The sequence below is a fragment of the Pelagimonas varians genome (assembly GCF_003208435.1).
GTDB classification, from domain to species: domain Bacteria; phylum Pseudomonadota; class Alphaproteobacteria; order Rhodobacterales; family Rhodobacteraceae; genus Pelagimonas; species Pelagimonas varians.
Genome location: NZ_QKMF01000009.1, coordinates 75735 through 96831, shown reverse-complemented (window position 1 = coordinate 96831; position 21097 = coordinate 75735). Strand labels below are relative to the sequence as shown.

General features: G+C 54.8%; 17 protein-coding genes and 1 pseudogene. 9 read left to right on the top strand and 9 right to left on the bottom strand.

Going from position 1 to position 21097, the window contains the following annotated elements; all coding sequences use genetic code 11:
* Window positions 1-63: 63 nt before the first annotated feature.
* Both C8N36_RS13280 and cysQ read right to left on the bottom strand, forming a co-directional pair.
* Window positions 64-1296 carry a glycosyltransferase family 2 protein gene (locus C8N36_RS13280; protein WP_097805153.1) on the bottom strand — a complete coding sequence of 411 codons (1233 nt, stop codon included), beginning with the start codon at window positions 1294-1296 and terminating at the stop codon, window positions 64-66.
* Between the two features lie 3 nt (window positions 1297-1299).
* Window positions 1300-2097, bottom strand: coding sequence for a 3'(2'),5'-bisphosphate nucleotidase CysQ (gene cysQ, locus C8N36_RS13275; RefSeq protein WP_097805154.1), 798 nt, complete (start codon window positions 2095-2097; stop codon window positions 1300-1302).
* A gap of 127 nt (window positions 2098-2224) precedes the next feature.
* Between cysQ and C8N36_RS13270 the strand changes: the two genes are divergently transcribed.
* From C8N36_RS13270 to C8N36_RS13260, 3 genes are all read left to right on the top strand, one after another.
* Window positions 2225-3055 (top strand): ABC transporter permease, encoded by an 831-nt coding sequence (locus tag C8N36_RS13270; RefSeq protein WP_097805155.1) that lies wholly within the window; start codon window positions 2225-2227, stop codon window positions 3053-3055.
* 80 nt (window positions 3056-3135) lie between these two features.
* Window positions 3136-3735, top strand: coding sequence for a COG3650 family protein (locus tag C8N36_RS13265; protein WP_097805156.1), 600 nt, complete (start codon window positions 3136-3138; stop codon window positions 3733-3735).
* A gap of 12 nt (window positions 3736-3747) precedes the next feature.
* On the top strand, window positions 3748-4362 hold the full coding sequence (locus C8N36_RS13260; protein ID WP_170125873.1) for an SH3 domain-containing protein: 615 nt from the start codon (window positions 3748-3750) through the stop codon (window positions 4360-4362).
* A 3-nt stretch (window positions 4363-4365) separates the two neighbouring features.
* Here C8N36_RS13260 and C8N36_RS13255 read toward each other — a convergent pair whose 3' ends face one another.
* On the bottom strand, window positions 4366-4995 hold the full coding sequence (locus C8N36_RS13255) for an alpha-ketoglutarate-dependent dioxygenase AlkB family protein (protein ID WP_097805158.1): 630 nt from the start codon (window positions 4993-4995) through the stop codon (window positions 4366-4368).
* A 206-nt stretch (window positions 4996-5201) separates the two neighbouring features.
* On the opposite strand from C8N36_RS13255, the gene dnaK reads away from it, so the two are divergent.
* The 3 genes from dnaK (at window position 5202) to radC (ending at window position 9277) form a co-directional block, all read left to right on the top strand.
* Window positions 5202-7127 carry a molecular chaperone DnaK gene (gene dnaK / locus C8N36_RS13250; RefSeq protein WP_097805159.1) on the top strand — a complete coding sequence of 642 codons (1926 nt, stop codon included), beginning with the start codon at window positions 5202-5204 and terminating at the stop codon, window positions 7125-7127.
* Between the two features lie 91 nt (window positions 7128-7218).
* The gene (dnaJ, locus tag C8N36_RS13245; protein WP_097805160.1) at window positions 7219-8373 is read left to right on the top strand and encodes a molecular chaperone DnaJ; all 1155 of its coding nucleotides are present in this window, start codon (window positions 7219-7221) and stop codon (window positions 8371-8373) included.
* Window positions 8374-8512: 139 nt separating this feature from the next.
* Window positions 8513-9277, top strand: a complete 765-nt coding sequence (radC, locus tag C8N36_RS13240) for a RadC family protein (RefSeq protein WP_097805244.1) — start codon at window positions 8513-8515, stop codon at window positions 9275-9277.
* A gap of 28 nt (window positions 9278-9305) precedes the next feature.
* Here radC and C8N36_RS13235 read toward each other — a convergent pair whose 3' ends face one another.
* From C8N36_RS13235 to secA, 4 genes and pseudogenes are all read right to left on the bottom strand, one after another.
* A complete protein-coding gene (locus C8N36_RS13235; RefSeq protein ID WP_097805161.1) occupies window positions 9306-10865 on the bottom strand; it encodes a phosphate ABC transporter substrate-binding/OmpA family protein in 1560 nt (519 codons plus the stop codon).
* Window positions 10866-10899: 34 nt separating this feature from the next.
* Window positions 10900-11871: a translocase gene (locus C8N36_RS13230; RefSeq protein ID WP_097805162.1), complete on the bottom strand. Its 972-nt coding sequence runs from the start codon at window positions 11869-11871 to the stop codon at window positions 10900-10902.
* A 290-nt stretch (window positions 11872-12161) separates the two neighbouring features.
* Entirely contained in the window at window positions 12162-12338 is a 177-nt protein-coding gene (locus tag C8N36_RS24885) for an SEC-C metal-binding domain-containing protein (RefSeq protein ID WP_425451780.1), read from the bottom strand.
* 50 nt (window positions 12339-12388) lie between these two features.
* Window positions 12389-14873 (bottom strand): annotated as a pseudogene (gene secA / locus C8N36_RS13220) (preprotein translocase subunit SecA); the annotation flags it as partial.
* Window positions 14874-15046: 173 nt separating this feature from the next.
* On the opposite strand from secA, the gene C8N36_RS13215 reads away from it, so the two are divergent.
* The 3 genes from C8N36_RS13215 to mutT all read left to right on the top strand — a co-directional run bounded on the left by C8N36_RS13215 (window position 15047) and on the right by mutT (window position 17603).
* On the top strand, window positions 15047-15895 hold the full coding sequence (locus C8N36_RS13215; protein ID WP_097805165.1) for a peptidylprolyl isomerase: 849 nt from the start codon (window positions 15047-15049) through the stop codon (window positions 15893-15895).
* Window positions 15896-17116, top strand: a complete 1221-nt coding sequence (gene argJ, locus C8N36_RS13210; RefSeq protein WP_097805166.1) for a bifunctional glutamate N-acetyltransferase/amino-acid acetyltransferase ArgJ — start codon at window positions 15896-15898, stop codon at window positions 17114-17116.
* Between the two features lie 88 nt (window positions 17117-17204).
* A complete protein-coding gene (mutT, locus tag C8N36_RS13205; RefSeq protein ID WP_097805167.1) occupies window positions 17205-17603 on the top strand; it encodes an 8-oxo-dGTP diphosphatase MutT in 399 nt (132 codons plus the stop codon).
* Window positions 17604-17944: 341 nt separating this feature from the next.
* Here mutT and infB read toward each other — a convergent pair whose 3' ends face one another.
* Window positions 17945-20434, bottom strand: a complete 2490-nt coding sequence (infB, locus tag C8N36_RS13200) for a translation initiation factor IF-2 (protein WP_097805169.1) — start codon at window positions 20432-20434, stop codon at window positions 17945-17947.
* Window positions 20435-20442: 8 nt separating this feature from the next.
* Window positions 20443-21093 carry an RNA-binding protein gene (locus tag C8N36_RS13195; protein WP_097805170.1) on the bottom strand — a complete coding sequence of 217 codons (651 nt, stop codon included), beginning with the start codon at window positions 21091-21093 and terminating at the stop codon, window positions 20443-20445.
* Window positions 21094-21097 lie beyond the last annotated feature (4 nt).

Below are 21097 nucleotides of genomic sequence, written 5' to 3'. Positions count from 1 at the left end.
GATTGCTTACCTTAAGATTGTTTCAATTTCGTTGTAGGAATGCTTCTTAATAAGCACATTCGACTATTGGGTGCCGCGAACCAAGGATGTCCTTGCTGTTTCCTCACGAACACGTTCCGAAAATTTCCTGTATCGCCAAAGGCTTTGGGTTCGATCGCTGCGCCCGAACCGCCCGCCTGTTTGTTCCCAAACACCGGCATGCGTGAACGTGACTTTGTGGTAGCGCAATGTCGGGCTGAAAATAAACATGCTAACAATGGCACCTGTACGCGCCAATTCGGTGGCTTCGCGCCGAAGGCGGCGGGCTTGCCAAAACCGCCCGGATAAGACCTTGCGAGGGGCTTTCGGGCGTCCTGGGTAGGGGCAAAATCCGGCGTCGCTGTGCGGAATCGGCGGCAAGTCACCAATATCACGGCATAGTCCTTCTTTGCCGCCATCTTGAAGCCCCCGCAATAGTTCGGAAATGCGCGCGGCCCCGAGTTTTCGCTGTTTGGCGAAGCGGAACAGGCGCAGTCTTTGATCTTCGCAAAACTTTGTCCAAGCCTGGTCTTGATCTTGCGCGGGGCAGTGTTTGCGCAAAAACAAACGCTGTGAGGCCCCTATCTGGGTCAAATCTTTTGGAACACGCGACGCTTCGCGGCGATCGCTTTCTGCAAAACCGTGGTGGACCTGTGCGAGAGGAACAATAGCTGTTTGGTATCCGGACCGGCCCAGACGCATGTTCAAGTCGGTTTCATCTAAGTAGAAATGAAACCCCGGATCGAAGCCACCAATTTGGCAAAGAATATCGCGTCGAAAAGCCATGTTGGTGCCTTCAGTCTTGATGGCTCTTCCTGGCGCGGGCGGCAACACAGCGGGGGCATCGGATATCGGTAACTCAAGTGGCTCAGATGCACCGTTTGGGTAAACCTCGCGGGCAGTCCATTGAAACGAAATGCCGTTTCTACCGATGACATAACCACCTGCCGCCGCAATCGCACTTTGATCAAATGGGCCGGTTAAATGCTGGAGCCAAAGCGGTTCTGGCACCGCATCGTCATCAATGAAGGCAACGATATCACCTGCCGCCTGAGCGACACCCAAGTTGCGCGCGACAGAGATATTTGGTTCGTCAAACGGCACCAATTTGATTTGGTCCACGTTGGGGTGTGCGCGCACGATGGCCTGCCCGTCAGGACAGGCCACTACGATTATTTCAAAGCATGGGTAATCAAGTTGCCCCAAACCGGTTAAACACTGCGCCAGTGCCATCGGGCGACCCCGGCTGACAACGACAATGCTAACCGGCTGGGCCATAGATCAGGCTTCTTTCAGATCAACACCCGGTGCATAGGCGATGAAAAACGGGTTGGCGAAATCGGCTTTGCCATAGACCAGCGGCGAATGATCGTCATAGCGAACAACTTTGCCACCAGCGCCATGCAACACGGCCTGACCTGCTGCTGTGTCCCACTCCATGGTGCGGCCAACGCGGGGGTACAAATCCGCTTCGCCTGTGGCAACCAAGCAAAACTTGAGAGACGAGCCGGCGCTTTTGGAATCCTTGGTGGCGTATTTGGCAATATAGTCTTCGGTTGCCTGATCGCGGTGCGATTTGGACGCAACCAGCATCAAAGCCGCGTTGTCCGGTGTGCTCACGCTAAGCGGTTTGGTTTCGCCAACGGTGTTTTTGTCAAACGGGCCCAATTCTTCGACGGTCGAACCGTCGGCTAGGGTAAAGAACATCCGGTTTTTGGCGGGGGCATAGACGACGCCGCGTGTTGGAGTGCCATCTTCAACCAAAGCGATGTTTACAGTGAAATCACCGCGGCGTTTGATGAATTCTTTGGTGCCGTCCAGCGGGTCAACAATTAAAAAGGTTTTTGCGTCGATACCGTGGCTATCCGACTGCTCTTCAGTCACCAGCGCTACGTCTGGAAATGCGGCCCGCAGACCGGCTGAGATAAGGGCGTCAGCGGCTTCATCCGCTTCGGTCACCGGGCTGTCATCGGACTTCACCTTCACATCAAAATCGTCCGCGTTGTAAATTTCCATGATCTTGTCGCCGGCTTCGAGTGCTAGCTTGCGGATCACTGTTGTGAGCTCTGAATAGTCCATAAAAATACTCCTCCGCGCGGGCCAGCGCGGTTTCATTGATTTGAAAGTCTTTGCGCCTTATGATGGCAAATAACAAAAACGGCAAGAATGCCGTAAATTTCAGGCCGCGTATCGGAGCAGCGTCCCTATGTTTCAGATTTCCGCCCCCCGATCTCGCTTTGGATCGGCAATTTATATAGCCGAGCTGATCTACCATAATTCGGTCCGGTCAGTGCGAAAATCGCATGGGAACGCCATGATTGCGATCTTGATGAATATGTTGCAAACTATTGTTTTTGTGATGGCATTTTACGTCATGTTCCAGATTTTGGGACTTCGGGGGACGGCGCTCCGCGGTGATTTCATGATCTACATCATGACCGGAATCTTTTTGTATATGACCCATTCCAAGACATTGGGCGCTGTGTCGTCTTCCGAAGGGCCGGCCAGCCCGATGATGCAACATGCGCCGATGAACACGGCGATCGCGATTGCGGCGGCGATGGTGAGCACGCTCTATATTCAGCTTATGTCGCTGGCTGCGGTTTTGTTTGTCTATGATGTGGCCTTTGCACCCGGCGTCTTGATGGAGATTTATGATCCGGTTGGCTGCATGGGTATGGTTTTGCTGGCCTGGTTTTCCGGAGCGGCGATTGGCATGGTAATTTTGGCCGCAAAGCCGTGGTTTCCAACACCGGTGGGGATTATCTCGACCGTCTATCAGCGGGCCAATATGATTGCGTCAGGCAAGATGTTTGTGGCCAACACCCTGCCGCCGTTCATGTTGAAGATGTTCGATTGGAACCCGCTGTTTCACTGTATCGACCAATCGCGCGGATTTGCGTTTTTGGATTACAATCCGCGAAATTCTAGCTGGGAGTACGCGCTGTATTTCTCGATTGTTTTTATCATGATCGGCTTGATGGGCGAATTTTATACACGAAAACACGCATCTGCATCGTGGGGGGCACGCCGTTAATCTGCAACTAACGGGATTCCTGACTTTGGGATACGGGCGGGGCTGGCTATTGTTCTTGGAATACGTTCAAGGAGAATCTCATGTTGATCCGCGCCTTTGCTTTGTTTTTGCTCACCGCCAGTTTCGTGGCCGCCGAAGAATTGCCTGCCCTGTATGATGTGGCTGGTGTCGCGTCGGACGATGTGTTGAATGTCAGAACGCGGCCGATGGCCGGCGCCAATATTATAGGAACGCTCGCCCATGATGCCCAAAGCGTCGAAGTGGTTGAGATCGAGGGGGATTGGGGCCGCGTCAATGTCGACGAGGGTTCTGGCTGGGCCTCCATGGCATATCTCCATCCGCTTCCGGAAAGCGCAATGCCGGATGCGCCGCGTCTGCGCTGCTTTGGCACCGAGCCCTTTTGGTCCTTGAATGTTACCCAAAGCGGTGCCGCGATTTTGTCGACCCCGGAAGGCTCTGACCGTGCATTTACCGTCGGGAACTGGCAGACCGCATCAGCACGGCCTGAACCCTTTGCGATGCTGGGCACAGGGCAGGGCGAAAACATCACTTTGGTGGTCGGGCAGGAAATCTGCTCTGACGGGATGTCCGACAATCTGTTCGGGTTGGACGGAACAATTGTGATCGGCGGGTACCTGAACGAGGTTCTGTCCGGGTGCTGTTCAGTTCAGGTCGAATAAAGGATGCCCACCATGATCAGATTAATCGCATTTCTCCTGTGTGTTTCGGGCCCAGCGTTTGCCGGGACTTTCCCCGCGCTTTACGACGTTGTTGATGTTGCTGCGGACGATAGTCTGAATATTCGAACGACCCCGTCGACCAAAGGCACCGTGATCGGGGCGTTGGAGCACAATGCATCCTTTGTACAAGTCGAAGCACTGGACCCATCGGGCCGCTGGGCACAGGTCAGTGCCGGTGAGGCGGGTATGGGCTGGGTCTTTGCCCGCTACCTTCAGGCTATTCCGGGGGCCACGTTTCCGGAGTGGCCGGAACTCCAATGCTCGGGCAGCGAAGCCCCTTGGTCTGTTGGCTATTCGGCCAAAGACGGGGTTTTGTACCGGTTTGGATATAACGGGGAATCGCGCCATCTACCAAGTGGGCCAATGATGTCGGCAGCTGAAAACACCACAACCAATGTGTTTATGGCGAGTGATGGAAAACTCCATGTATCAGCATCCCTGCAAAAGGCGCAGTGTTGGAGCACAATGGTCGAGACCTTCACCGGCATCGAAGCATTGGTGTTTGTCACTGGTGAGCAGCAGCAGGTGTATCACGGCTGTTGCCGGATGGTGTCCCCCGATCCCTAGGCGCTAGGTGACCATACGCAGCGTTAAATTGATGCGTCCGCCTTGCGGCAGCAAAGTGGACGACCTGAAACGCAGGCGGTCGACGCCGTGATAGGCCAGCCTTGCCGCGCCGCCCATTACAACCACATCGCCTGATTTTAACCAAAGTGATTCTGTTTTACCGCCGCGTTCGACATTCCCCATTCGAAACAAAGCTTCGTCCCCGAGGCTGATCGATACAACGGGATAGTCGAAGTTTGTTTCGTCGCGGTCTTGATGCATCCCCATCCGCGCGTCTGCACCATACCAGTTGATCAAACAGCACTCGGGGTCACGTTTTTCGGAATTCGGCATACCGCCAAACCCGTGCCATATTTCCAGAACAGCCGGTGGAATGTCGGGCCAGTTCGCCCCGTTGGGGTGTTGTTTTTCGTAGCGATAGCCGCGCCGGTCACTGATCCAGCCATAGTCCCCTGCGGCGCTCATCCGAACCGACATCGGCTTGCCGCTTGCGGTCACTGGCTGCACCAAAGGCGCGACCTTCAAAACCTCGCGCAGTGCGACAACCAGCGATTCTTGCGCCGTCCGATCCAGCAGTCCGGGATAGATGACAAAACCTTTTTGGCGAAATGAGGGGGTATTTAAGCTTTCCATGCCCCTTTCTTTCGCGTTTCCTAACGTTCGCCAAGCAATTCTGCGCATTTGCTGCCATGCGAGTGCTTGCAGGGACAAATGCGGCTCCTTATATACCCATCGAACGCGCCGGATCCGGCCGGACCGGCGTTCCTGTCATACGGGGCTCCGGATGCCGCTTAGGGTCCACGCCTCGTGATATCGCCTGTTAAGAAAGGGATCGAAACATGGCCAAAGTTATTGGTATCGACCTCGGCACCACAAACTCCTGTGTTGCCATTATGGATGGCTCTGCCGCCCGCGTCATTGAAAACGCAGAAGGCGCACGTACCACTCCGTCAATCGTCGCCTTCACGGATGACGAACGCCTCGTTGGCCAGCCCGCCAAACGTCAGGCTGTCACCAACCCGGAAGCAACCGTGTTCGCAGTCAAGCGCCTGATTGGCCGCCGCGTCACCGATGCTGAAGTGACCAAAGATAAAGACATCGTTCCATTCTCCATCGTTGATGGCGGCAATGGCGATGCATGGGTTGAGGCCCGCGGCGAGAAATATTCGCCTTCGCAAATCTCTGCCTTCATCCTCGGCAAGATGAAAGAAACCGCCGAGAGCTATCTTGGCGAAGAAGTGACACAGGCGGTTATCACCGTTCCTGCGTACTTTAACGACGCCCAGCGTCAGGCCACCAAAGATGCCGGCAAAATTGCTGGTCTCGAAGTGCTGCGGATCATCAACGAACCGACAGCGGCTGCTTTGGCCTACGGTCTGGACAAAAAAGAAAGCAAAACCATCGCGGTCTATGACCTTGGTGGTGGTACATTCGATGTAACCATCCTCGAAATCGACGATGGTCTATTCGAAGTTAAATCAACCAATGGCGACACGTTCCTTGGCGGTGAAGACTTTGACATGCGCATCGTGAACTACCTTGCGACGCAGTTCAAAAAGGATCACGGCGCTGATCTGACCAAAGACAAGATGGCCCTGCAGCGTTTGAAAGAAGCCGCTGAAAAAGCCAAAATCGAACTGTCTTCGGCCACTCAGACCGAAATCAACCAGCCGTTCATCACCATGGACCCAAACACTGGCGCACCTCTTCACCTTGTGATGAAGCTGACCCGTGCCAAATTGGAAAGCCTTGTTGGTGATCTGGTCAAAGCATCGATCAAGCCTTGCCAAGCTGCGTTGAAAGACGCTGGCCTGACCACAGCTGACATCGACGAAGTTGTTTTGGTTGGCGGTCAGACCCGTATGCCAAAAGTCTTCGAAGAAGTGACCAAATTCTTTGGCAAGGAGCCACACAAGGGTGTGAACCCTGACGAAGTTGTTGCGATGGGCGCGGCCATTCAAGCCGGTGTTCTTCAGGGCGACGTCAAAGACGTGGTTTTGTTGGACGTTACACCTTTGTCGCTCGGTATCGAAACTTTGGGCGGTGTTTTCACCCGTCTGATCGACCGCAACACCACCATCCCGACGAAAAAGTCTCAGGTCTTCTCGACCGCCGAAGACAACCAGTCGGCTGTGACCATCCGGGTCTTCCAGGGTGAGCGCGAGATGGCGGCAGACAACAAGATGCTCGGTCAGTTCAACCTCGAAGATATCCCGCCCTCGCCGCGCGGAATGCCGCAGATCGAAGTGACTTTTGACATCGACGCCAACGGCATCGTGTCCGTAGGGGCCAAAGACAAGGCAACCGGCAAAGAGCAGCAGATCACGATCCAGGCATCTGGCGGTCTGTCCGACATCGACATCGAAAAGATGGTGCAAGAGGCTGAAGACAACGCCGAGGCCGACAAAGAGCGCAAAGAGCTGGTCGAAGCGCGCAACCAAGCCGAAAGCCTTGTGCATTCCACTGAGAAGTCAGTCGAAGAGCATGGCGACAAGGTTGACCCGTCGACCGTCGAAGCGATTGAACTGGCCATCGCCGCCCTTAAGGATGACCTTGAGAAAGACGATATCAGCGCGGACAAACTGAAGGGCGGCATTCAGAACGTCACCGAAGTCGCGATGCGTCTGGGTGAAGCCATCTATAAAGCCTCGGCAGAAGAAGCTGGCGAAGAGCCCGCTGCTGCTGATGCAGGTGGCCCGGCTGGTGCCGACGATGATATCGTCGATGCTGACTTCGAAGATCTAGGTGATGAAAAACGCGGTTAATACCGGTTTGGAACACTGATCGGGGGCCGGTCCGGTTACACTCTGTGGGACTGGGCTGGCCCTTTTTCCTTTCCTGGAAAGGAGGACTTGGATGTCCAAAAGTGATTATTACGACCTGCTAGGGGCCTCTAAAGGGGCATCTGCGGACGAGCTAAAGAAAGCCTATCGTACCAAGGCTAAGGAACTGCATCCAGACCGCAATTCGGACAATCCGAATGCAGAGGCACAGTTCAAAGAGATCAATGAGGCCTATGAAGTCCTCAAAGATCCCGAGAAAAAAGCGGCCTACGACCGTTATGGCCATGCAGCCTTTGAAGGCGGCATGGGTGGCGGAGGCCGCCCCGGTGGCTTTGGTGGTGGCGGACAAGGCGATTTCGGCAGCGCATTTTCGGATGTGTTTGACGATTTGTTCGGCGATTTCATGGGCGGACAGCGTGGCGGCGGCGGACGTCCCCGTGCGTCGCGCGGATCGGATCTACGCTACAACCTGCGCTTGACCCTTGAAGAAGCCTTTGCCGGTTTGCAGAAAACGATCAATGTGCCAACTTCGATCCAGTGTGATGAATGTCACGGGTCCGGGGCTGAAGGTGGTGCAGAACCAACGACGTGCCCGACCTGCTCTGGCATGGGCAAGGTGCGTGCGACACAGGGGTTCTTCACCGTTGAACGGGCCTGCCCGACCTGTTCTGGCCTTGGTCAGATCATCAAAAACCCATGCAAATCATGCGCAGGCAATGGCCGCGTTCAAAAAGAGCGCTCTTTGTCAGTTAATATTCCTGCCGGGGTCGAAACTGGCACCCGTATTCGCCTTGCAGGCGAAGGCGAAGCAGGCATGCGCGGTGGTCCTCCGGGCGACTTGTATATCTTCATCGAGGTGAATGCGCACAAAATCTTTGAGCGTGAAGGCACTGAGTTGCATTGCCGTGTTCCGGTTTCGATGACATCGGCGGCTTTGGGCGGCGATATTGAAGTTCCGACCATCGATGGCGGCCGAAGCCGTGTGAAAATCCCGTCTGGCAGCCAGTCTGGCCGTCAAATGCGTCTACGCGGCAAAGGAATGCCAGCTTTGCGTGGTGGCGGTGTCGGAGACATGTTTATTGAACTGGCTGTCGAAACACCGGTAAACTTGTCATCAAGGCAAAAGGAATTGCTCAAGGAGTTTGAAGGCCTGAGCGAAGACAATAACCCTGAATCCTCAAGCTTCTTTTCGTCGGTCAAAAACTTCTGGGACTCGATGAAGGGTTGATTGCCTGCTGAACCAACACCTCAAATTTGTACAAGAGAACGGCACCCACTGGGTGCCGTTTTTGTAAATGGCTGCGAAGACAGTTAAACATTTTGGCTATGTTAACGGCTCATTTACCAAGTGCGCGCAACGTATCAGCATGACCAGAGGCCCACATTTTTCCGATTCTCAAGCTGCATTGTTCGATTTGGACGAAGCAGTTGGCCAGGTTTCGACCAAAGCCAAGGCCCTGCCATCCTACATCAAGGACCATCGGGCACGACTGCGAGAGCGATTCATGGTTGGCGGTGCGGCGGCGTTGCCGGATTACGAGCTTCTGGAACTGGTGCTGTTTCGTGCGATACCGCGCCGTGACGTGAAACCGCTTGCCCGCCACCTACTGGAAGAATTCGGTGACTTTAATCGGGTGATGTCAGCGCCCGCCGCGCGATTGCGGAACATTTCCGGTGTCGGTGAGGCTGTGGTTACAGAGTTAAAGATTGTGGAAGCGGCTGCGCATCGATTGGCTCAGGCCAAAGTCCTCAAGAAACATGTTGTGAGCAGTTGGGACGCCCTGCTGGACTATTGCCAAACAGCGATGGCCCATGGCGAAATCGAGCAGTTTCGGGTGCTCTATCTGGATCGAAAGAACGTTTTGATTGCGGACGAAGCACAGGCCAAAGGGACCGTTGACCATGTGCCGGTCTACCCCCGCGAGGTGGTCAAACGCGCGCTTGAATTAAACGCCACGGCAATGATCCTTGTTCACAATCATCCGTCCGGTGATCCTACGCCAAGCGACGCAGACATCGATATGACACAGCAAATTCAACTGGCGGCGGACACAATGGGTATCACACTGCACGACCATCTAATTATCGGAATGTCACAGGAACTAAGCTTTAAGGCTGAAGGTTTGCTTTAACGGGACCTTTGTTCTGTTGGCCAAGCCTTTAACGCAGCCAAACCTCAACCCGTCTGTTCACTTGTCGCCCCCACGAAGTGTCATCACAGGCCATGGGCATCGCTTCTCCAAAGGCATCGGTGGTGATTTCTATCCGGTTTAGATCAGCTGTTTCCGCGGCCTGTTCAACAGCGCGGCGAACCGCGTCGGCCCGTTTTTTGGCAATCTGGAGATTTCCATTGGCCGGCCCAACCCCATCTGAAAACCCGACAAAGACGAGCTTGCGTCCGTCGTAGATGCCCCCTTCGAGTGAGCGGGCCAACTGCTGCACATTTGAACGCGACTGTGCATCTAATCCGGTCGAGCCCGTCTCGAACCGAAAGGAAGTGGTCAGGCGGCGCATTTGAGACAGGGTTTCTGTCATACGCTTCAATTCGTCGAGTGAGTCTAAATCCGTCGTGACAGAAATCGCATTGGCAAAGCGGTTCCCCTGTAGGTCCAAGGGAACTTCTTCTGGTGCTTGGTCTACAAATCCCGCTCGGCGAATTACGATCTGGGCAGGCGGGGTGCGGGTGAAGGATAAAAATTCACGCGCCAAGGCAGGCAATCGGCGTGCAGGCAAATATAAAAACATTGGAGCTGTAAGCGGGTAGTCCTCTGTTTTGATGGACCGGCGAGCGGCCCGCACCTCGAAGCCGCAAACGCCATCTAGAACCAAGGGCTTCGCGTTTCCTATCTCCGAAAAGCTGGCAACCCCAAGGCCAAACGGATCGCGCGACACGGCGACAGCCAGAGCACTGTTGGTTGCATGACGGATGGAATCGACGCGCAGTTTTGTTCTTGCTGGTCTCAGCACCCGATCTTCCAACCCTTGCGCCAAGCCAGAACTTGCCCCGCGCAAGTGCACTGTGACCGGTGCATCCGGTCCGCCCAATTCACGCCAGTTGGTTAGCCTACCGGACAACACCCGCGCCAAGTCTGCCAAAGAGATTGAGTCAACGGGGTTGTTGGCGGCAACGATGGGAACCAAAGCGTCCAAGGCCAGAACACGGGCACGATTTTGTTCGTCCAGTTTGCCCAAACCCGCTTCGCGGGCAAGTGCCACTTCGGCAGGACGGATTTCGCGTAGCGCCATCACAATATCTGTTTCATCCGCAAGAAGATCGGCAAAGCCTTCGTCGGTGTTGGTAACGCGGAATAGGAATCTACCAACGACCTTTGCGCTGCGTAGATCCTTGAGGACATAGGTGAAATGGGTGTCGTCCACGACGTTTCGAGTGGTGCTAAGGCCATTGCGCAGGGCAAAAGATTCCAACAGGGCCGGCATCAGAACCGATCCAATTGTCGCCGACCCCGATATTGAGAGTTCAGCGACATAGTCGGTCAATGACGGGCAGCTAGGGCCCTCACAAAGAACTCCAGAGCTGTCCATGGTCAGGTCGCCAAACTTGGTCCCTATCCGATAGAACTCGCCATCAAACCCGAGCAGCGTCCCTGTGAGTTCTATTGAGCCATCCCGAGACCGCAAGGTTATGTCTTGTGCAATGGCCGAGGCCACAAAGCCGAATAAGAAAAGTGCGGCGATCGACGCCGCACGCCAAATGTGCATGTCTTGTCCTGACCCGGTCCAGCTACGCTGCGAATTACCTTGCAGCGATTGTCAGGTTTTGCACCAGATTATTCAACACAAGAAAGTCACCCGTGCTGTCACAGGTCGGAATTTCCAACGACATGTCGCGAACGCGCAACCCGAATTCGCCGGTCAGTTCAAAAGTTTGCGCTTCAACTTGGGTCGCGCAATTCAGAGTCGTCACTTCGGCCTCAACCGATAGCGTAATTTCCCCTGCTCGTTTCGCAGTTCCGCGCGGAAAGGAGTAAACTTCAGCAAGTAGGGCGTCCGGTGCATCCGTTTGTCCCAACCGCACTAAAAATCCACCCTCGCCGTTCGCTGCGGCTGCCAAGTCTCCACCTGCTGCGGCCCAGACATGACCTTCGGCAAAGTACGCGGCGTCAAATTCCAAAGCGTGCAATTGAAGCCCCGCGTTGCCTTTCCATTGCAGAACGACACGATCATAGAAGGGCAGGGATGTGACCGTGGTAACCGCCATAGCTCCGTCTCCATTGGCAAAGGATGCCATGAACACTGCGTTTTCATCTAGGGCAGGCACGCTTAGTTTTAATGTCCCGTCAGGCTGCATAACTTCGGTGAAGAGCATACCCTGATGATGTATGGTCACCCGTTCACTTGCGTTGCATGCCGATGTCAAAGCGAGATTGACCATCGCCCCCGCGGCCGGCGTCGCCTGCATGGATATCTGGCAGTCAAATCCGTTTTCAGCATTGTCCTGAGGAAGATCGGTTACGGCAAGGCCGCTGTCGGCTGCAGCCAATATAACTTTGGGGCTGGGCATGTTCAGGTCGAATTGCAAATCAGACGGCGGCATGGGAAGCACCGCTGTAGAGGAAACATCGGTGATATCCGAAACTTCCAAAACCGTTGACTGTGCAGTGTTGGACTGGCCTGGAAGACCAAAGCCAAACTGCATTACATAGCCGATTCCCAAGGCGCAAACCAAGGTCGTACCGGCCAATAGGTAGCTTTTGAGACGCGCCATGTTGGCCTCCCGTCTGTTAAGATCAAGGGGAATTTGGCAGGGAAACGTGGCAGGTCTGGGGCACCGCGGCGGAGTCATTGGGGCATTTATCGGCAACAATCTGTCGATTGTGTCCTTTGATGCATCAAGGAAAATGCTGCAGTCTGGCAGCGAAACCATTGGTTGTTTTCGCCAGCCGGGTGGCTTGTCTATGCGGCACCGTTACATTCAAGGAGCCGCGCGTGCGGGCATTTGCTGTTGCCTATAAGCATCAGCAAATGCCCGCACTGGTCGCTCAGAGCTGCGCAAGTCTAAATTTTCCCGTGGCAGTGTTTGAATTTGTCACCAGAGCCGCAGGGGCATGCATCATTCCGGCCGGGATTGCCCCACGTTGCCGGATCGGTTTCGTCAAAACCTGCAATCAATGGGACGCGTTCAGCGGAAGTGGCGTCAGGTGTTGCCGATTGCTGGGCCAACTGTTGTTGCATCATCTGCGCCATTTTTTGCCGCTGTTCTTCCTGGGCAATCATTGCGGCGCGCTCTTCTTCGTTCATCGGGCGCACTTGAGACAGCTGAGTCGTCACAGTTTCGCGCAAACCATCAAGAAGATTTTCAAACAATTGAAAGGCTTCGGTCTTGTATTCGTTCAGCGGGTCACGCTGGGCATAGCCACGGAACCCAACAACTGACCGCAAGTGCTCAAGAGTCAGGAGATGCTCACGCCATTTGCCGTCGATGGTATTCAGCAAGAACTGCTTTTCAATCTGGCGCATGATTGTCGGGCCAAAGGCCTCGGCTTTTTCGGCCATTGCCTTGTCGGTTGCTTCTTCCAAACGTTCGCGGATCACAGTTTGATCCACGCCGTCTTCGTCGGCCCATGCAATAATCGGCAGATCAACACCCAGTTTTTCAATACTCGCGGCATATAGCCCCGGCATGTCCCACTGTTCGGCATATGACTTTGCAGGTGCATAAATATCGACCAGTTCGTCGATCACATCGGTGCGCATATCTTGCACGATTTCCGAAAGATCCTCGGCTTCCATGATCTCGCGGCGCTGGGAAAAGATCACTTTACGCTGATCGTTCATCACATCGTCGAATTTCAACAGCTGCTTGCGGATGTCAAAATTGCGACCTTCGACCTTGGCCTGAGCGCGCTCCAGCGATTTGTTTACCCACGGGTGAACAATTGCTTCGCCTTCTTTCATGCCCAGAGTCGACAGCACTTTTTCCAAGCGTTCAGAACCAAAGATGCGCATTAGGTCATCTTCTAGGCTCAAGAAGAAAGAAGACCGGCCCGGGTCACCCTGACGGCCCGAGCGGCCGCGCAACTGGTTGTCGATGCGGCGGCTTTCGTGACGTTCTGTCGCCAAGACATAAAGGCCACCGGCCTCTTTGACGGCCGCTTCGTCGGTTTTGTGCTCTTCTTCAATTCGTGTACGGATAGCTTCGGGGTCACCTTCGGGGTCAGCCGCGATTGCTTCCATGACGGTAAAGTCAACGTTCCCGCCCAATTTGATGTCCGTGCCGCGGCCAGCCATGTTGGTCGCGATGGTCACCGCTCCGCGCTTGCCTGCATCGGCAACAATCTGGGCTTCTTGTTCGTGCTGGCGCGCGTTCAAGACATTGTGCGGCAAACCGGCGTCTTTGAGCAAATTGCTCAGCATTTCCGACTTCTCGATTGAGGTCGTGCCGACAAGAACCGGCTGGCCCTTCTCATGGGCGATTTTGACCTCTTCCACGATGGCTTCAAACTTCTCGCGCGCGGTGCGGTAGACTTTGTCGTCTTCATCGACACGGGCGATTGGGCGGTTGGTTGGCACTTCGACAACACCGAGGCCATAGATTTCAGCGAATTCTTCGGCTTCCGTTGCAGCCGTACCTGTCATACCGCCCAGCTTGTCATACAGGCGGAAGTAGTTTTGAAAGGTTACCGATGCCAGCGTGACGTTCTCGGCCTGAATGTCACAGTTTTCTTTGGCTTCGATCGCTTGATGCAAGCCCTCGGACAAGCGGCGGCCGGCCATCATGCGACCGGTGAATTCGTCGATCAGGACAACTTCGCGGTCACGGACAATGTAGTCTTTGTCCTTTGTGAATAGCACATGAGCGCGCAGGCCTTGATTCACGTGATGAACAATCGTCGTCGATTCCGGATCATAAAGCGATTGACCTTCGGGCAAAATGCCGCGGGCCTGAAGATGCTGTTCCAGAAATTCGTTGCCTTCATCCGTGAAGGTCACGTTTCGGGTCTTTTCATCGACGGTATAGTGGTCAGGGTCCAGATCCGGGATCAACTTGTCGATCTGGACATACATTTCTGATCGATCTTCGGCAGGGCCGGAAATAATCAGCGGTGTCCGCGCTTCGTCAACAAGGATTGAATCGACTTCGTCAACGATAGCGAAATAGTGGTCGCGCTGATAAATCTGATCGAGTTCAGATTTCATATTGTCGCGCAGATAGTCAAACCCCAGCTCATTGTTGGTGGCATAGGTGATGTCTGAGGCGTAGGCCTCTTTCTTCTCGCCATCTTCCTGACGTGGATAGACAACGCCAGTGGTCAGCCCTAAGGCACCGTAAACTTTGCTCATCCAATCCGCATCACGGCGGGCCAGATAGTCGTTTACCGTCACAACATGCACGCCGCGCCCGGTCAAAGCGTTCAAATAGGCGGCAAAGGTGGCCATGAGGGTCTTGCCCTCACCGGTTTTCATTTCCGAGATATTGCCTTGATGCAGGAAGATCCCGCCCATCAGCTGCACATCAAAAGCACGCAGTCCCAAGGCGCGCTTGGCGGCCTCGCGGCAGTTGGCAAAGGCTTCGGGTAAAAGAGAATCCAACGATTCGCCATCGGCGACACGTTTCCTGAATTCTTCTGTCTTTTCGATCAGGCCGGCATCACCCAGTTTTTCAAACTCGGCCTCCAGCGCGTTGATCTGCTGCACCAGCGGTCGGGTGGCCTTGATCTTACGGTCATTCGGAGTACCGAAGACCTTCCGCGCGATTTTTCCAAACATGCCTGATCTACCTGTTTCATCTAACGACTGTCGGCATCTGCTTGCCCGGCGCGCGTACAGCCCATATTACGGTGGAAACGACCGGCCTAAACAAAGCCCTAATGGCATGTAAGGGGCGGGCAATGCAGTGTCAACGCCGCGACAGCCGCGGCCAGTCTTGAAGGACAAAAACGATGTCGAAAACTCTTGGATTTTTGGGTGCAGCGGCGCTTGCGATCACATTTGCCCTGCCAGCACAATCAGAAGAACTGACGGTTGACAGTGTCATGGCGTCTGTAAATGGCACAGATATCACATTGGGACATATGTTGATGGTACGTGCGCTGCTGCCCGATCAGTATCAACAATTGCCCGATGATGTGTTGTGGGACGGCATTTTGGATCAACTGGTTCAACAAGAGGTTCTGGCCAAGGGTGATCTGGCCAATGAAACTGCACGTGTGCGGCTCGCTTTGGAAAACGAGCGCCGCACACAGATGGCGTCGGTTGCTTTGGCGGCCATGGCGGACCAAGCGGTGACAGAGGACGCCGTTCAAGCGGCCTACAAAGCCGAATACATGCAAGGCGAGGCGGGGTTGGAATTCAATGCCTCCCATATTCTGGTCGAAACCGAAGAAGAAGCGCAGGCGATTGTTGGCGAGCTGAGCACAGGTGTTGATTTTGCCGAACTGGCCCAGACCAAATCCACAGGCCCCTCTGGCCCGAATGGCGGCTCGCTTGGTTGGTTTTCCAAAGGTATGATGGTTGCTCCCTTCCAGGATGCGGTTGACACACTTGAAGCCGGCGGAATTGCAGGGCCGGTCAAAACCCAGTTCGGATGGCATGTCATCAAGTTGAACGAGACCCGTATCCAAGAAGCCCCGGCGCTTGAGACAGTGCGCGAAGCGATTGAAACGCAGGTGCGCCAGACTGTTGTGACCAAACAGATCGAAGAAATGGTCGGCACCGCAGATGTGACCCGGACGAAACCTGCCGACGTCGACACCTCGATCTTGTCCAAACTTGACATGTTGGAGGACTAAATGCCGTTGCCCCAATCGCCACTGGCCCCTCCAAGCTTTCCTGATCTGCCCGAAATCAAAGGCGCAAGCTTTGCAGCAGTTGCTGCCGGGGTGAAATATCAAGGTCGAACTGATGTTATGTTGGCGAAGCTTGATCCGGGGTCGGTGGTGGCTGGGGTTTTTACCCGTTCACTCACTCGCTCATCTAATGTTCTGGATTGTCAGGCAAAAATTAGTTTGCCCAGCGACGAAGGCGCAGCGATCATTGTGAACTCCGGAAACTCCAATGCCTTCACGGGCAAAGCCGGAGATGGCTCCGTATCTGCGATTTGCGCCGCTGTGGCTGCGGCAACTGGTTTGCCAGAAACTCGTGTATTCACCTCTTCCACCGGCGTGATCGGAGAGCGTTTGCCGCATGATCGCATTATCTCGAAAGTTGGCGATTTGGTGCAGGCTTTGGACGAGACCGGTATGGAAATGGCGGCGCAAGCGATCATGACCACGGATACCTTTGCAAAAGGGTCCTGCGCAGAGGTTGTCATAGGGGATCAATCCGTCCGGATTGCAGGATTTGCCAAAGGATCAGGCATGATCGCGCCGGATATGGCGACGATGCTGGTATATGTTTTTACAGATGCCAAGATCGCACAAGCGGACCTCCAGGCATTGGTAAGTACCGCGAACAACACGACCTTCAACTGCATCACGGTCGACAGCGATACTTCGACCTCAGACACGCTGCTCATGGCTGCCACTGGCGCGTCGGGTGTCGATGTCACGGGTAATGCAGCGTTCGCCGAAGCCCTGCATGGCGTCTTTCTTGATTTGGCGCATCAGGTTGTGCGTGATGGCGAAGGTGCTACCAAGTTCGTTGCCGTTCACGTTTCCGGTGCCGCTTCCGACGCTGATGCACGGACACACGCCATGGCGATTGCCAACTCTCCTTTGGTGAAAACCGCGATCGCCGGCGAGGATCCGAACTGGGGTCGGGTCGTTATGGCGATTGGCAAATCAGGCGCAGCAGCGGATCGCGATTTGCTTTCTATCCGGTTTGGCGACGTGTTGGTTGCTGAAAACGGTTGGGTTGCAGACAGCTACACCGAAGATTCTGGCGCAGCTTTGATGAAAAAGCCAGAGATAGACATTCGTGTGGATATCGGTCTTGGGCAAGGTTCGGCGACTGTGTGGACTTGCGATTTGACCCACCAATACATCGCAATCAACGCGGACTACCGATCCTGACCCCGTGTTTCTTCTGTCCAAAATATCCCGGGGTGTCTGAGGGGCCTGCCCCTCAGCCTCTGACCCAATCCAAACACAGGCTCATAAAATGAAAACCCTCCTCGTTTCCGCTGTTGCTCTTATTGATCGTGATGGTCGCATTCTTTTGGCAGAGCGTCCCGAAGGCAAATCAATGGCGGGACTGTGGGAGTTTCCAGGCGGCAAAGTGGAGCAGGGTGAAACACCGGAAATGGCTTTGATCCGTGAACTTCAAGAAGAGCTTGGCATTGATACCTGGTCAAGTTGCTTGGCACCCTTGACGTTTGCTTCGCACAGCTACGAAGATTTCCACCTGTTGATGCCTCTCTTTGCATGTCGAAAATGGGACGGCATTCCTCAAGCGCGGGAAGGGCAAACGCTCAAGTGGGTTCGTGCCTCCGAGTTGCGTGATTATCCTATGCCGCCTGCAGATATTCCATTGATCCCTATTCTGCGTGATTGGTTGTAAGATCGCCGCCAAACAGACTCGTATCTGTTTCCCTCTTTTCCAAGAGGGTTGCGCCACCAATCCAAGCACCGCTCGGTTTGTCCACATATTGTTAACTAATCTTAAATAGTTTTTTCCAACACAGTATTTGGGGAGAATTGCGATGCTGAGAACGATCACCCTTGGAAGTTGCGTTTCGGTACAGGGGCATTTCGAAAAAACACTGCCTGATGGCCGTATTTGCGTCCGGGTTGGAAACAGAATTTACTCTGGAAACCCTGTCAAATCGATCAAGTTTGCCGCCTGAATGCAAAAAGCCCCCCGACTGCTCGGGGGGCTTTTTCTAGTCGATGTAGATGTGATTAGTCCAGTGTACGTGTGATCTCTTCGCGTTCGAAGATTTCGATCACGTCGTTGGCACGGATATCGTCATAGTTCTCGAATGCCATACCGCACTCTTGACCAGACTGAACCTCGGACACTTCATCCTTGAAGCGCTTGAGAGTCTTAAGCGTACCTTCGTGGATAACCACGTTGTCGCGCAACAGGCGAACTCCGGCGCTGCGGCGTGCAACCCCTTCGGTCACCAGACAGCCTGCAACTTTGCCAACACCGGTTACTTTGAACACATCCTTGATGGTCGCGTAGCCGATAAAGTTCTCGCGGATTTCATTCGAAAGTAGGCCAGAGGCTGCCGCTTTGATGTCGTCCACAAGGTCGTAGATAACGCTATAGTAGCGCACTTCGACACCTTTTTGGTTGGCCGAGTTACGGGCCGATGCGTTTGCACGAACGTTAAAGCCGATGACCGGGCAACCCGATGCTTCAGCAAGGCTGACATCGGATTCGGTGATCGCACCAACGCCGGCATGCAAAACGCGCACCCGTACTTCGCCGTTGCCGACTTTTTCCAGCGCCTGAACGATGGCTTCGGACGACCCTTGAACGTCTGCTTTGACCAAAACGGGAAGTTCGGAAACATCCTCGTCTTCTTTGGCCTTTTGCATCAGCTGCTCCAAGGTGGTTGCGGCACCAGCTGCGGCGCGCTTTTCCTTGGCAAGGTTTGCACGGTATTCCGCGATTTCACGGGCTTGTGCGTCAGTTTCAACAACGTTCAACACGTCGCCTGCTTCTGGAGTGCCGTTAAGGCCAAGAACTTCACAAGGAACCGAAGGACCGGCTTCTTTGATGCGCTCGCCTTTATCGTTGATCAGCGCACGGACCTTACCGTACTGCTCACCGACAACAAAGATGTCACCCAGTTTCAGCGTACCGTTCTGAACCAGAACCGTGGCAACAGGGCCGCGGCCAACATCCAGCTTCGCCTCGATCACCGCGCCTTCGGCGTTGCGATCAGGGTTGGCCTTAAGCTCCAAGATCTCCGCCTGAAGCGCGATGGCTTCAAGAAGTTGATCAAGGCCTTGGCCGGTAATGGCCGAGACTTCTACGTCCTGAACGTCACCAGACATTTGTTCCACCACAACTTCATGCTGCAACAAGTCTGTGCGCACTTTGGTAGGGTTGGCGGCCGGGCGGTCGATTTTGTTGATCGCCACGATCATCGGTACGTTCGCTGCTTTGGCGTGATTGATCGCTTCAACAGTCTGAGGCATCACAGCGTCGTCCGCCGCAACAACCAGAACCACGATATCCGTTACCTGAGCACCGCGAGAGCGCATCGAAGTAAAGGCCGCGTGGCCGGGGGTGTCGAGGAAGCTGAGAACGCTGCCGTTGTCAGTGGTCACCTGATACGCACCAATGTGCTGGGTGATCCCGCCGGCTTCGCCTGCTGTCACCTTTGCGTCGCGAATCGCGTCCAAAAGCGAGGTTTTACCGTGGTCAACGTGGCCCATGATGGTGATGACCGGCGGACGAGACTTCAGGTCCGCGGCATCGTCTGTCACTTGCTGGATCACGTCTTCAACGTCAGCATCGGAAACACGTGTGATTTTGTGACCAAATTCTTCGATGATCAATTCCGCAGTGTCTGCGTCAATTGATTGGTTCTGAGTGACCATAATATCATTGGCCATCAGTGCTTTGATCACGTCACCGACTTTTTCGGTCATCCGGTTCGCCAGTTCGGCGACCGTAATTGCCTCTGGCAGCTGAACGTCACGCACAACCTTTTCACGCGCCTGCTGGCCGCCCATGGCTTTTTGACGCGCACGCTCTTGCTTACGTTTCATCGCAGCCATGGATTTGTGACGGTTGCCACCACCCCCAAGAGCCTGATTCAGCGTCAATTTGCCCGAGCGACGGTTGTCGTCGCGGCCACGTGTGTTGCGTGCGTTGCGATCGTTGCCACGATCGTCACGGCGCGGAGTCGCTTCTTTCGGCTTGTTGACGTTGCGATTCGGCGCATCGTCACCGCCACGCGCTGGCGTCGGAGCAGCAGGAGCAGCTGCACGTTTGGCGGCTGCTGCGGCTTCCTCAACTTTACGCTTTTCGTCGTCGGCTTTTTGCCGCGCGCGCTCTTCGGCGATGGCCGCTTCTTTGGCCTTCGCTTCGTTTTCAGCGCGCTTGCGATTACGCTCTTCTTCGCGTGCTTTTTCTTCTGCCGCGCGCGCCGCTGTCTCTTCAGCTTCGCGTGCCTTAGCAGCATGCAACGCCTTGAGACGACGTTCCATTTCGGCATCAGTGATGCCCGCAGGGCGTTTGCCGCCTGCGCTACCGGGACCTACGCCAGGGCCTCTGCCGCCAGCAGCACCCGGCTTGGGGACCACAACGCGCTTGCGCTTGGTTTCCACCACGACGTTCTTGGTGCGCCCGTGGCTGAAGCTCTGCTTCACGTTGCCCGAACGGGCCCCACCACGCAAACCCAATGTCTTTTTACCGTCGTTATCGCTCATGAAGTTTCTTATCCTTTCCGGCGGCCGCTGCCGCCGCGATCCGTGCTTTTCGTCCCAGTTTTGGACGTCACAACACGCATACCCTTCAATCTTTGGGCTTCCTCTACAACACGCGGGGCCAGACCACCAGTGCCTAGCGCAGCATGAATCACAGTATGACGCCCAAATGCCATTCCTAACTCGTCTGCCGTGAGCCACCCGATATAGGTGCCCCCATAAGGCGTGCTGAGTTTGGTCTTTCCACGTTCCGACCCATCAGTCGCTTGAATCAGGACGCTGGCTTCTTCTTTGCTCAGCCAATCCTTGACTTTTTCATAGCCCGAAGTCGCATCGCCTGACTTGCGCGCCATGCTGATCAAGTCAACAACACGCCGCGCGAGCATTTGTTCAAGCAATTCCACCAGACCCTCAGGGAGGGTTACAGGCTGTTTCATTGCCCGTTGGAACAGGCCCTTTGCAACAGCCTTATCCAATGCGGTGCGGTCAGAACTTACATATACGCCCCGACCGGGCAGTTTTCCAGCAAGATCGGGAACGATTCGTCCATCTGGCCCCAAAACAAAGCGAATGAGGCCGGTTTTCGGCTCTGCCTCGCCTGTGGCGATGCATTTGCGTTCCGGCCCGTCTTCACGGAGCTTCTTTTGGCCACCTCGGGACATCTGG